Source organism: Helicobacter sp. MIT 05-5294 (assembly GCF_000765675.1).
In the GTDB taxonomy this organism is placed as follows: Bacteria; Campylobacterota; Campylobacteria; order Campylobacterales; family Helicobacteraceae; genus Helicobacter_D.
This window is the reverse complement of record NZ_JRPA02000027.1, coordinates 1-10,853: the sequence shown is the minus strand read 5'-3', so window position 1 is coordinate 10,853 and position 10,853 is coordinate 1. Positions and strand designations below refer to the sequence as shown.

The 10,853-nt window shown below is 30.0% G+C and carries 17 protein-coding genes; 1 reads left to right on the top strand and 16 read right to left on the bottom strand.

Going from position 1 to position 10,853, the window contains the following annotated elements:
- Nucleotides 1-649 precede the first annotated feature (649 nt).
- The 15 genes from LS69_RS09415 to LS69_RS09355 all read right to left on the bottom strand — a co-directional run bounded on the left by LS69_RS09415 (nucleotide 650) and on the right by LS69_RS09355 (nucleotide 8,437).
- Nucleotides 650-1,009, bottom strand: a complete 360-nt coding sequence (locus LS69_RS09415) for a hypothetical protein (RefSeq protein ID WP_138124443.1) — start codon at nucleotides 1,007-1,009, stop codon at nucleotides 650-652.
- Between the two features lie 1,194 nt (nucleotides 1,010-2,203).
- Complete coding sequence (locus LS69_RS09410) at nucleotides 2,204-2,527, bottom strand: hypothetical protein (RefSeq protein ID WP_138124440.1); 324 nt, start codon at nucleotides 2,525-2,527, stop codon at nucleotides 2,204-2,206.
- A gap of 671 nt (nucleotides 2,528-3,198) precedes the next feature.
- Nucleotides 3,199-3,375, bottom strand: coding sequence for a hypothetical protein (locus LS69_RS10570; RefSeq protein ID WP_194145481.1), 177 nt, complete (start codon nucleotides 3,373-3,375; stop codon nucleotides 3,199-3,201).
- A gap of 13 nt (nucleotides 3,376-3,388) precedes the next feature.
- Nucleotides 3,389-3,754: a hypothetical protein gene (locus LS69_RS09405; RefSeq protein WP_138124437.1), complete on the bottom strand. Its 366-nt coding sequence runs from the start codon at nucleotides 3,752-3,754 to the stop codon at nucleotides 3,389-3,391.
- Between the two features lie 40 nt (nucleotides 3,755-3,794).
- Nucleotides 3,795-4,202, bottom strand: a complete 408-nt coding sequence (locus LS69_RS09400) for a YopX family protein (RefSeq protein ID WP_138124434.1) — start codon at nucleotides 4,200-4,202, stop codon at nucleotides 3,795-3,797.
- Between the two features lie 2 nt (nucleotides 4,203-4,204).
- A complete protein-coding gene (locus LS69_RS10565) occupies nucleotides 4,205-4,345 on the bottom strand; it encodes a hypothetical protein (RefSeq protein WP_194145480.1) in 141 nt (46 codons plus the stop codon).
- Nucleotides 4,342-4,662, bottom strand: coding sequence for a hypothetical protein (locus tag LS69_RS09395; RefSeq protein ID WP_138124431.1), 321 nt, complete (start codon nucleotides 4,660-4,662; stop codon nucleotides 4,342-4,344). The genes LS69_RS10565 and LS69_RS09395 overlap by 4 nt, the downstream gene beginning before the upstream one ends.
- Nucleotide 4,663: 1 nt before the next feature.
- Complete coding sequence (locus LS69_RS09390; protein ID WP_138124428.1) at nucleotides 4,664-5,083, bottom strand: hypothetical protein; 420 nt, start codon at nucleotides 5,081-5,083, stop codon at nucleotides 4,664-4,666.
- Nucleotides 5,076-5,402 carry a hypothetical protein gene (locus LS69_RS09385; protein ID WP_138124425.1) on the bottom strand — a complete coding sequence of 109 codons (327 nt, stop codon included), beginning with the start codon at nucleotides 5,400-5,402 and terminating at the stop codon, nucleotides 5,076-5,078. The genes LS69_RS09390 and LS69_RS09385 overlap by 8 nt, the downstream gene beginning before the upstream one ends.
- Nucleotides 5,403-5,486: 84 nt before the next feature.
- On the bottom strand, nucleotides 5,487-6,032 hold the full coding sequence (locus LS69_RS09380; RefSeq protein WP_138124422.1) for a hypothetical protein: 546 nt from the start codon (nucleotides 6,030-6,032) through the stop codon (nucleotides 5,487-5,489).
- 14 nt (nucleotides 6,033-6,046) lie between these two features.
- The gene (locus LS69_RS09375) at nucleotides 6,047-6,436 is read right to left on the bottom strand and encodes a hypothetical protein (RefSeq protein ID WP_138124419.1); all 390 of its coding nucleotides are present in this window, start codon (nucleotides 6,434-6,436) and stop codon (nucleotides 6,047-6,049) included.
- A 9-nt stretch (nucleotides 6,437-6,445) separates the two neighbouring features.
- A complete protein-coding gene (locus LS69_RS09370) occupies nucleotides 6,446-6,706 on the bottom strand; it encodes a DUF1419 domain-containing protein (RefSeq protein ID WP_138124416.1) in 261 nt (86 codons plus the stop codon).
- On the bottom strand, nucleotides 6,706-6,945 hold the full coding sequence (locus LS69_RS09365) for a hypothetical protein (protein WP_138124413.1): 240 nt from the start codon (nucleotides 6,943-6,945) through the stop codon (nucleotides 6,706-6,708). The genes LS69_RS09370 and LS69_RS09365 overlap by 1 nt, the downstream gene beginning before the upstream one ends.
- Before the next feature lie 448 nt (nucleotides 6,946-7,393).
- On the bottom strand, nucleotides 7,394-7,642 hold the full coding sequence (locus LS69_RS09360; protein ID WP_138124410.1) for a hypothetical protein: 249 nt from the start codon (nucleotides 7,640-7,642) through the stop codon (nucleotides 7,394-7,396).
- Nucleotides 7,643-7,780: 138 nt separating this feature from the next.
- Entirely contained in the window at nucleotides 7,781-8,437 is a 657-nt protein-coding gene (locus LS69_RS09355; protein ID WP_138124407.1) for an AAA family ATPase, read from the bottom strand.
- A 307-nt stretch (nucleotides 8,438-8,744) separates the two neighbouring features.
- On the opposite strand from LS69_RS09355, the gene LS69_RS09350 reads away from it, so the two are divergent.
- Nucleotides 8,745-8,996, top strand: a complete 252-nt coding sequence (locus LS69_RS09350) for a hypothetical protein (protein WP_138124404.1) — start codon at nucleotides 8,745-8,747, stop codon at nucleotides 8,994-8,996.
- A 214-nt stretch (nucleotides 8,997-9,210) separates the two neighbouring features.
- On the opposite strand, the gene LS69_RS09345 is transcribed toward LS69_RS09350, so the two are convergent.
- Nucleotides 9,211-10,853, bottom strand: a 1,643-nt coding sequence (locus LS69_RS09345; protein WP_138124401.1) for a DNA topoisomerase, incomplete at its 5' end; no start/stop codon positions are given.

Here is a 10,853-nt window from a genome sequence, read left to right as displayed (position 1 = left end):
TTTAAGATTAAAAGTCTTATCACTTGCAGGTTAAAATAGAAGTTTGAAGTTAAGTTAAATTGAGATTTTAGATTTAGGTTTGAAAATTGTAATTTTCAAACCTAAAATCATCAAATCGTCGGAGATTTTGTGAAATCTCTCGCGCAGGATTCAACTTCGCGCCAAACTTCTAAGCAACATTTAAGAGATAAAGAACTTTTAGCTAACCTTTTGCGGTTTAGCTATGTGATTATATCGGATTAATTTTGAAAAAGATTAGAGTATTTGTAGAAAAATTTTGAAAAAATTGCAAAAATTTGATATTTTTGAAAAAAATTTGGGGGGGAAATTGCCGATGATAATCTGCTAAAGACTATTAAAGCGGTTTTGAATCTTTGCCTGATTTGAAGTTCAAACTCAAATAAAACAAAAGCATTCTTTTGCTTGATGAGGCGATTAGGGAATATGATGAGGCAATAGCGTATTTAGAAAGCGATGATTAAAATGAAATATACTCTTAAATTTTCTAAAAGATTCAAAAAGCAATTTAATTTTGAAAATTTATTTCTGTATTGAAAATTACAATTTTCAAACTGAATATAGCAATGAAACCGCCATTATATTCTATAACTATTAGAATCACACAAAAGCATCACAATACTTTTTAAAATTAAATCATTTCTTGATACTCTTTAATTATTTTAAAAGATTTTGTTAATGTTTCTAAATTGCGTTTTTCAACATCTCTTTCTGATTCTAGCTCTTTGATTTTTTCTTGAAGTATGGAAATTTCTTGTTTTAATGATTCATTTTCAGCAATAATATTATTGCCTTGAACTAATTCTTTGTATTTTTTGGAATCAATTAAAGCGTCCATTAAAGCACTAAGATAAGGTGGGATTCTATTTCCACAACCCCAATTATTTACAGATTGATATGGAGTATTGATAAAGTGTGCAAATTCTTTTTTATTTTTAAACCCAGCTTCTCGCAAAAGCCTTAAAAAATCATCTCTGTTCAACTCTTTCATAATTGAATCCTTGTTGATAAAGTTATTCAAGACATTATAGAAAATAATACCTTAAAATAATTATAAATTATCATTTATAGTATTCCTTGTAATAATTGTTTAGCACAGGGGTATTTTTGCGGAACATTTTTTAAAAAGAATTGTGTAAAATGGGATATTCTAAGGTATAAAATTTACTTAAAATAATTTTAAACCAACAAATTAAAAAACTATGAATACCCAATAAAAGAGACAATCCCTGAAGATTCTTAACCGCATTTTAAATATTTTTTCAAAATAGTTCTTGCAATTCTGTGTAAGAATAGCTAAATAGAAAATCAATAATAATTATTATAAATGAATTAATTTGCCATAAATTGAGTAAAAAATATACAAATTTGAAATGGTTTTGAATCTTTTTGCTTATATTCCCCATTGAATACTATTATTTAATATTAATTTAATATTAATTAGAATAAAGAGATTTTTTTAAAAGAATTTCCGCAAAAATACCCCTCTGCTTTCGCTCTCATTAAATTCCTAAAAATAGTTATAAAATAAAGATATAAATTTTCAATTTCCGCAAAAATACCCCTCTGCTTTTCTCTAAAATTTTTTCATTCTCATTTTCTTATAGATACTATACCAATGAATCAAACTATGATTTTTTTCATTCTCATTATTGGTTTTTCTCAAAATTATTTTTACCCCACTCTTATATAGTTAAATGAGAGTAAAGGGAGATGATAATCTCCCTTATACCTATTTCACTAAAGTTAATATCATATTAGAGTTTAATATTGCACTAGAAAAAATCTTTGTTGTAATTAAACAAAAGAAATCAAAAAAGTTTTAATGCTTCTTTTTATTCAAGAATAGTTTCAAAAGTTCTTTGGGGATTGGTTTATTGCTATTCTTTGATGATTCTCTGTTTTGTGATTGATTGACGATGATTTGAGATTTGATTTATTTTATTTTTAGATTCAAGGAATAAATATAAAATAAAATATGCCATAGAATCAATTCTTTGCTAGATAGAATCAATTTTAATTGTATTAGTAGTATCTTCTCATTAGTTTTTATTTTTTGTCTATTATAGAGCGTTTTAGTTTTAGATAATTTTATGAGGATATTGTTTTTTGTTAGATTGTAAAATAATTGAATATGAAGAGTAGGAGACTTTTAAAATCCCCCCTTAGTTTTTGCAAGTGTATTTTATTTTACATTAAGTGCAGCAAAGAAAGTATCTATTAGAAATTTAAGGAGAGCATAATTTGCTCCAATAATTGTGATTGCTGAACCTACTCCTGTGGAGATAATAAGCCACATTTGTTTTTTGCTAGATTCCGCAACTTCCTTTCTGACTTCTGCAATCTCTACTTTTAGCTCTTGCTTGACTTCTGCTAGTTCTGTCCTTACTTGGTTAATCTCTGCTCTGACAAAATCTTTTGTTGCAAGTTCGCCTTTTAGCTTTTCTTCTAACTCATCTTTGATCTTTGATAGCCTTTGCGTTAATGGTTTGCTTGGTAGAGATTTCATCGGCAACTACTTGTATAGATTCCATAATAATTTGTTTGTTTTTCTCTTATCCCAATTCTTTGATTTTTTGTTTCAAAAAAGCCAAAAGCATTGGAGAGAGAATTCTATTTGATTCTAAATTTTGTATTGTGATTGATAGTTTATGCATTCATTTGCTTTCCTTTCTTGTGCCTAATTTTAACTTTTTATCCTTAAAAAGGTGTATAAATTTTAACTTCATTTTGGAAACTCCTTTGTGCTATAAATTCTGTCTAAAAGACTGCTTGATTCTAAAAAATGTGCAGAAATGAAATTGTTCCCCCTTTTGTTTGAAGAAAAACGCAAGGAGAGATATTATTTATTTTTCGCACCAAGAACCGCCCTTTCTTTAGTGCAAATTTTGATAGTGTGTTTAAGTTTATGCTAAGGCGGTTAGGCTTATTATTTCGTTGTAAAAGAATTTATTAGAGAAGTCTTAGGATTTCTCTAATGAGTTGCAAAATAGAAATGATAAGATTTAAAACTTTATCAATCATTTAAGCACCTCCTCTCCTACACTAAAGAAAGTCTAGCAACTTAAACACACTAAAAGCCGAATGGATTATATATAAAAACACTTTTTAAATACTTAAAATTTCTTCGTTAGTATTCATTTAGGAAGTTTTTGCTAACTCCTTTTTGTATTTACATCTTTATTTTTGCGCACATTTAATCCAAGATTCCATTAACTTAGCTTCAGATGCCAATTCAATAGCAAAATACACTTTATTTCTTGATATTTTTAAGTCTCTTGCTGTCTTGGAAAGATTGTTATTATTTGATTTTAAAATTTTAACAATCTCTTTTGCTTGATTAACCGACAAAGTCATAGTTTTTCTCCTTTTACCAATTCATCTCTAAACTACAAATTACATCGTCTGTATATTTAGGTTCTTTGTCCTTGCTAAAAGGATTAATGCACAATGTGTCTCTAAAGTCTTGAAATTTCTTTCTACAATATTCTTTAAATTCTTCTTCGTTTGAAAGCATAAATCCTTTACTATCTAGTCCAACCACATCGTGATATTCCCAAAGACAATCTTTTCTAATAATTCTGTTTCCCTCTCCATTAACTCTAAAGAAAGGTTGAAAATAGTAAGTTCCACTCCAGCTAGATTCATCACCCTCATAATAGAATCTCTTTACAATAATTGTGAAATCCCCATTTTTATCAGGGATTCTTAAATAGGTTCGGTCTGTTTTGCTCATTTTATCTCCTTAATCTTTGATATTTCATTTCTACTCTTCCTCATTTGCTGTGTATATTGCCAACAATCTTTATATTGTATTCTTCTGCAAGATTCGCTAAACTACCCTGATAATACCCTTTATCATCTAAGTAAAAAGTTCCCTCTTTATGAATTTTAACAACACCATTCATTCTAGAATAGGGGTTCGTTAAGGCTACAATATCGCCCTCATAGATTCCATTTCCTTTAAAATCTTTAATTCCTGTGTAAAGCTCAATCTCTAAAGATTCTTGATTGTCTATGTCAAAACAATTTCCCTCGCCATCGTAACCGCCAATAATTCCATCTAGTCCAACAAAATATTTCGTTATTTCTTTTTCGCCATTTTCAAACGAATTATGAATATCATATAAATATCTATGATATTCATTATCCCAAATCCTAAAATCAAAATCTTTTACTTTCATTTTTAATCCTTGCCTAAAAATTTAATATCCACAATTTTTTGTGTGGTTTTGGAATAAATATAATCTCCTTTGATATAAAAGTAATGCGTGGAATAATCGCACTTTTTACCTTTTATCATAGAATTAATAAAATAAATGCTCATTTTGCACCTCCATTTTTGCGGTTTAAATCTTTTTGAATCTTCAAGGCTCTTGCCCTATATTCTTCAAGACTCAAAAACTCACTATCTAGTTCCTTGATGATTGCTTTTGCCTCATCAATTCCCAAATCATTCAAGATATTTTTAATCGCCTCTTTGGAATATTCCACGCTAACTTTTTGCAACAGGTAAATACCTAGTCTAGCCTTTTCACTATTGCACAAATTACCATTTATAATGTCTTGAATATCCTCAAAATCCAAATCAAGCTCGTGTGGAAATATTTCTATTTCTACATCTACTTCTTTTGTAATTCTCATTTTAAACTCCTTGTTGTGATTTATTAATGTTTTCTTTGATAATTGCCTGAATTGAATCAAAACGCTTCTTTAACTCTTCGTCTTGGCAATTTATTTCAAATGCACCCGATGAACGCTCTTTGTATCTTGGGATAATAGTCGGCTTTTCCAAGTCTATTTTGGGAATAAAAACTTCCGCAATGACTTGATGAAAAACTAAAAGATTTTTTAAGCCTCTTTGTTTATAGAGATTCCTCATATCTTCTAAAATAGTTGATTCCGCTTGTTTCCATTCTTTCAAAGCAAGAGAAGAACCAAAAGCAATTATGCAAATTTGCTTGTCCTCATTTTGCCTTAAAGTAATCCTTGTAAGTGTGCTTCTAAGATTTTGTGGAATACTATCCAAAACTAACTCTTTTAAAGCTTGTTCTTTTTTATCCATTGCGAACTCCTAATTCATCTAAAGCTTGATAAAAATCATTTGCCATTTCAAAAGGTTTGTTTTCTATTTCAAACCAACTAGCCAAAAAATTCACTTCAAAATTGCACCTTAAGCCCTTATATTCCAAAAAATCTGCAAATCGCCAAAAAAGGCATTCTAAAAAGATTGCGGTAAAATTTGGCATAGAATTGTTTTGTTTTGCAATTTCCCAAATATACTCTTCACTAACGCTTCCTGCCCCCTCTCTTTGCAGGATTGCTTCAATATCACCTACAAATTCGGGCATATCATTGTAATTAACATTTTCTATTGATTCCATTTTCCTATAAACTCCAATCTTTGGGCAGGTGGGAATGTCCTCTTGAAAAGCAAAGAGGACTTGGGCAACTCCCCACTTTGTCCCTTATCCTGCTACTTTCTTGACACTTCCAAAAATCCCTAAAAACTCGCTCATATTTGGAATGATTGCGAGTGTGGAATCCCCGCTTTTAAGCGTATAGCTTCCATTGTTAAAAACCATTTGCAAGGCGCATTCATTAAGGTTAAAAACCTCACTTACTCTATTTGTAAAAGCTTCTTTTGCGTGGGATTGGAAAGCCTTAAAGATTGCTTGTTTCGTAACGCGTTTTTTAACTTTATCGGCGTTAAAATCAATAATGCAAGATTCTTGCTCATTTGCGATTTTGATTTTATTCTTGTCCCCTACCTCACTAAAACTTAAAGTTTTGCTTTGAGTGTCTATCCCTTTAGATTCTGCACAAAAAAGCAAATAATTGCTAGGGTATTGCGTATGATTGATTACCTGTAATTGTGGCTTTTGTAATTCTTTTTGCAAAAGAGGATTAACACCATTCGCTTTTATTTCCCTTTTTTTGAAAGACCTTAAAAGGCTCTCTGCGAAAACACCTTTTAACAAGATTTTTAAATTACCTATTCTAGCTTTTAACATTTTATCTCCTTTATCTATTTAAGCAAATTTCTACAATCTGCAACTTTTACACCCAAATGCGTTTTAAGAAAATTTTGCGCATTCAAAACACCAAAATGACTTTTGTTAGCAAAAATCATAACGACTTCGCTTTTTATGTAGCGGTCTTTTTGGGATTTAAGAAATCTTAAATAACCCAAGAAGTCTTGCAATTTCCCTTTAATACTTTTAAGCCTCTGATAGTCAATGCAATAATCCAAATAAACGCGATTATCTACTCCTACGCTACGAATAGCAAGGAGCTTAACAACATCCAACTCTTGAGGATTTTTACGATTCTGTCGCAACCTCTTATTGTATTCTTTGTAAAGGGCGTTATATCGTTTGCAACATTTTTGCCATTCTTTAATCTCTCTATACCCCATTTATCCCTCCTATTGCGCTTTTATAAAAGATTCTAAAGAATCTTTTATTTTCTCCCAAGTATCATTTATGGAGAAAATAGCGTTATAATATTTATCGTTTCTCTTAATGAAAAAATTATACAAATCTTCCTCAAAAGCTTCTCCCATAAAGAAACCACTTCCTAAAAAGATAGGAGGAATAATTAAAAACATTTCCTCATACTTTTCCTCACTAATTTCTTGCCACTCTTCAATATTGTAAGAATAACCATACTTTGAAATATATAACATTAACACCCCTTTAGCCTGAAATGTTCAGCAAATAAAGAAAAAGATTCTTTGATGCGTTTTTGAATCAAGAAATCAATAAGATTTACAATTTTGGACATATTTTTGTAATCCTTTTTCAAGTCTTCTTCTGCCGTATATTTAATAAGTTCGCTATTTTCTTCCAATAAATAACGAATTAGCAAAGCTTCTAATTTGTCTTTTTCTTTGCAGTTGTCTGCATTTAGAATTTGAAAAACCATATTTTTAAATCCTTTCCTTGTTTTGTTTATATAATTATACTAAATAATTATTTATTTGTCAAGTTTTTTAATAATACTAAAAAGAAAATTTTGAATAAAAGATTCAAACCACAAAATACCAAATAAATAGGAGTTTAAAGAGAAGCAAGCAAAGTCAATTTAAGAGGCAATTAAACCAAAACTAGGCAAATTTCTTCCCCTTTTTAAAAGTCTTGCAGAGTGAGCGTAGCGAACATAAAATCAAGACTTCTTATAGCAGTAAATCATTAAATTAATACTAATAAAATATATAATAATTTAATACTTTTGTAATATTTATAAGTGCAGTGAGTTTTTGTTGCGGGGATTTTATTATTGGATTTAACATTTTGTTTTAAATTAAGAAAAAGGGAGGGAGTTGCAGAATCAATGCACAAGAATTAAGAGCAAGAGAGATGGATCTCTAAATCTATTCGCTAAAAAGTTTTACTCTGAAGTATTCTGAAAGTGAGAGGTATCTTGCTTCCGCCCTTGCTTTTAGCTCATCTAATTCTTTTTGAGTGCAATGGAATGCGTAAATTTTATCTCTTTTGTTGCTGGTCATCTTGGTTCTTCCGCGTTTTTTTTCTGTGCTAGTTTCTCCTTTTGCGCCAGAAATAAATTCTTTATTGGCTATTTTAATGTCTTTGAAGTTTTCTTTTTTGCCTAAAACACTCATAGTATTCTCCTTGTTTTTAAAGTGATGATTAAAATATATAATAAATATATTAAATATTTTCTTAAATTATTTAATATATTTTTAAAAATAGAATTAAAATAATTTAAATGCAATATTTTTTTATTTTAAAAATATTTTTTAATTCTCATTATATACTTTTAAAATCTCTTTAAAAAAGTTGTTAAATTCTTTTTTTGCCTTGCTGTTTTGCGATTGCGTGATTCCTAATCCATTAGCGGTTGCTACCCTAAATGCTTCTCTATCATATAGAATACTCTCAAGCAGTTTGATATGACGATTCTCTTTTGGTTTCAACAATTCCTTAAATTCCTCTAGTTTTTGCTTCAGCTGTGTATTAGTGTAGGCTCTGTTAATAACAATGAAACATTTAGAATCTTCGTTTTGGGATTCTTCATAGAGGTTTAGCATATTATTTAGCACACTCAAATCATATTGACTAGGATAGGTTGGCATTAGAACAATATCCGCGATACTTAAAGCCTCTCGCATTTCCTTTGAATCTCTACCACCTGTATCAATTACAATGCTATCAAATTCAAAAGAAGTTTGGTAGCTTTTAAGTGTTTGCCTAAGTGCATTCGTTGTAGCCTTATAGGTAAAGGCAGTAGGCAGTCCCTCATGCTCACGAATGCTTACAAAAATTTCTCCGCTTCTTTGTGGGTCGCTATCAATAAATAGGACTTTATCTCCCTCATCACTTAGCTTACAAGCAAGATTCACTGCAAGAGTTGTTTTACCACTTCCACCTTTTTCATTAATAACGGCAATAATCATTTTAAAAGCCTTTATAAAAATATTTAAAATAATTATAACATATATTTTAAATAAATATATTAAATATTTAAATAAAATTAAAAATATATTTTATAATTTTTTTTAGATATTTATAAATATATTTTTTATTATAGTTAAATAGTTATAATATCAAGGAATATTTTAAAGATTTTTTAGCTTTGTTTGGGCAGAATCTCCCGATTTTAAAATTTGACAAGGTAAAAGATGGATATTCCTAGCCTTAGAGAGAGAAAATTAGAGCCGCATTTTAGGGAATTTAGAAAAAATGATAGGAAGTGTTTCATTAATGGCTATTGGTATTATTTCGTATTGGTTTGTCAGTTATGAAAAGTTTTCTAACCTGCAATATGCTTTGTTTATTATGGCACTTGTGCTTTTGTTGTGTTTGGGTATAATTTTGGTTGATATGTATTTGATTTTTTCAAACAATTATACCATTCAAAGGATTGATAATTACGATTCATATTGTTGCAGGAGTCTTAAGTATAATAACGCTTTTTGCCCCACTTTGTTTTTTGACAATGTTTTTTATGCGTGAGCTAAAAGATACAAAAAAGATGAAATTATAGATGACTTTAGGTGAAATTACTTTGGTATTTGTTTTTGCGATATTATTTATAGTGCTTAGTGTTATTGTTTGGTTTTTTTACTATCAACTCAATATTATAAAAAAGCAAGATTCCAAGTTACAGGATAAAATGACACTGCTAGTTTGGCATTAGAGATTCGTTCTCTAATGCAAAAGTTATTAATTATTTCTTCGCATTCTTGGAGATAAACTCACTGCAAATCTTATAATCTTCTTTGTATCCTTTTGGTAGTTCTAATTTGTGTTTCTCTGCTAGAGATTCTACAAACTTGATTTGTTTCTCGCTTGGAGGTGTTGGCTTAGAATCCTTTTTAAGTTTTGTGATTAAATTGGTGCAAACTTGAAAATCCTCATAAGCCTCTTTTGGAATCTCTACTTCTTGCTCTTTTGCTAGTTTTTCTAAATATTCAATCTGATTTTGGCTTGGTGGCTTACTAGAGTTAATTTTGGCAAACCCCATTTTTTGGTGCAAAGGCTTAATGAAATCAAGATAGCCTAACTCTCCTTTAGTTATTAAATCTAGCACATTTTCCATTTCTGCTGTAAATTCACTTAAAGTAATCCAGCTTTCCTTTTCTTTTAACATTTCAACGAGTTTAATGCCTTTTTGAGTAGGCACAATAATATGTTCTTTGCCTTTTTTCTCTAGCGTGATATATCCTCTCTCTAAAAGAATTGGTAAATAAGTCGCATAGGTGCTAGGTCTGCCTATTTTGTTTTTCTCTAATAGCATAATGAAATTGCTTTCTTTATAAGAACTTGGAGCATTTTTCTTAACTTCTTGTGTTTCAAAGTTTAAAATTTGAATCTCCTCATCTTTTTTAAATTCAAGATTGAGGGATTCTACTTCTTTGTTCTCTTTTTCACTTTCTCTCTCATCTAAATTACTCTCAAACACTCCTTTAAAGCCTTTATATTTGGTTTTAGAGTTTTTGAAGTGGAATAGCATTGCATTAATGCTAAAAGCATAAGTGGTAATTTCATTTACACAATCTTTTGCTTGGGATAAAATTGTGTTTTGATAGATGAGTGTATAGAGAGATTTGCAGTTTTCTTGTAGTTCTTGCTTGATATTGGTTTCTTGGATTAGGGATTCTATCTGTTCGTAAGGGTGGTAATGCGTGATTCTGATTGCTTCGTGTGCTTCTGCTTGGCTTTGCTCTCCTGCCTTATATTCTCTTCTTTGATACCATTCTTCATTTTCTAAATGCCCATGCAATTCATCTAAAAATTCCTTAGAGATTGCATTAGAATCAGTGCGGTGATAGGTGATTAATCCTTTTTCAAACAAGACTTGGGCGCATTCCATAACTTTACTTGTGGAGATTCCCAAACTCTTAGAAGCAACCTCTTGAAGCTGTGAGGTTCTAAGTGGAGCTTTAGGGCTACTTTTGCTCTCTTTGGTTTCGACAGAATAACATTTGGCAACTTTTGGGAGTTTTTCTATTAGTTCTAAAGCCTCGTTTTTATCATTATAGAGATTATTATTAATGAGGCTAAACTCTATATCGTCTTTTTTGCTAAAAGCTTTGATTTTGAAATCCAATCTTTCTTTTAGAGGCAAAGCATTGTGTGCTTCAATTTCTTTTTGTCTCTTTACAATATAGGCTAACACGGGCGTTTGCACTCTTCCTATACTAATGCTTTCTTTGAAAATATTTGCGTATTTCGGGCTTAGAATGAACCCTACAAGTTTATCTCCTACTGCTCTTGCTTTCCACGATTCAAATTCTTTTACATTGCTTTGTAAAAAAGGGATAGCATTTTGGATTCCTTTAGCGATTCCACTTTCTGTAATCTCATAAA

Coding starts and splice junctions, on each gene's coding strand:
- LS69_RS09415 (WP_138124443.1), bottom strand. CDS start 1,009: ATGAAAGAGTTGAACAGAGATGATTTTTTAAGGCTTTTGCGAGAAGCT.
- LS69_RS09410 (WP_138124440.1), bottom strand. CDS start 2,527: ATGAAATCTCTACCAAGCAAACCATTAACGCAAAGGCTATCAAAGATC.
- LS69_RS10570 (WP_194145481.1), bottom strand. CDS start 3,375: ATGACTTTGTCGGTTAATCAAGCAAAAGAGATTGTTAAAATTTTAAAA.
- LS69_RS09405 (WP_138124437.1), bottom strand. CDS start 3,754: ATGAGCAAAACAGACCGAACCTATTTAAGAATCCCTGATAAAAATGGG.
- LS69_RS09400 (WP_138124434.1), bottom strand. CDS start 4,202: ATGAAAGTAAAAGATTTTGATTTTAGGATTTGGGATAATGAATATCAT.
- LS69_RS10565 (WP_194145480.1), bottom strand. CDS start 4,345: ATGAGCATTTATTTTATTAATTCTATGATAAAAGGTAAAAAGTGCGAT.
- LS69_RS09395 (WP_138124431.1), bottom strand. CDS start 4,662: ATGAGAATTACAAAAGAAGTAGATGTAGAAATAGAAATATTTCCACAC.
- LS69_RS09390 (WP_138124428.1), bottom strand. CDS start 5,083: ATGGATAAAAAAGAACAAGCTTTAAAAGAGTTAGTTTTGGATAGTATT.
- LS69_RS09385 (WP_138124425.1), bottom strand. CDS start 5,402: ATGGAATCAATAGAAAATGTTAATTACAATGATATGCCCGAATTTGTA.
- LS69_RS09380 (WP_138124422.1), bottom strand. CDS start 6,032: ATGTTAAAAGCTAGAATAGGTAATTTAAAAATCTTGTTAAAAGGTGTT.
- LS69_RS09375 (WP_138124419.1), bottom strand. CDS start 6,436: ATGGGGTATAGAGAGATTAAAGAATGGCAAAAATGTTGCAAACGATAT.
- LS69_RS09370 (WP_138124416.1), bottom strand. CDS start 6,706: ATGTTATATATTTCAAAGTATGGTTATTCTTACAATATTGAAGAGTGG.
- LS69_RS09365 (WP_138124413.1), bottom strand. CDS start 6,945: ATGGTTTTTCAAATTCTAAATGCAGACAACTGCAAAGAAAAAGACAAA.
- LS69_RS09360 (WP_138124410.1), bottom strand. CDS start 7,642: ATGAGTGTTTTAGGCAAAAAAGAAAACTTCAAAGACATTAAAATAGCC.
- LS69_RS09355 (WP_138124407.1), bottom strand. CDS start 8,437: ATGATTATTGCCGTTATTAATGAAAAAGGTGGAAGTGGTAAAACAACT.
- LS69_RS09350 (WP_138124404.1), top strand. CDS start 8,745: ATGGCTATTGGTATTATTTCGTATTGGTTTGTCAGTTATGAAAAGTTT.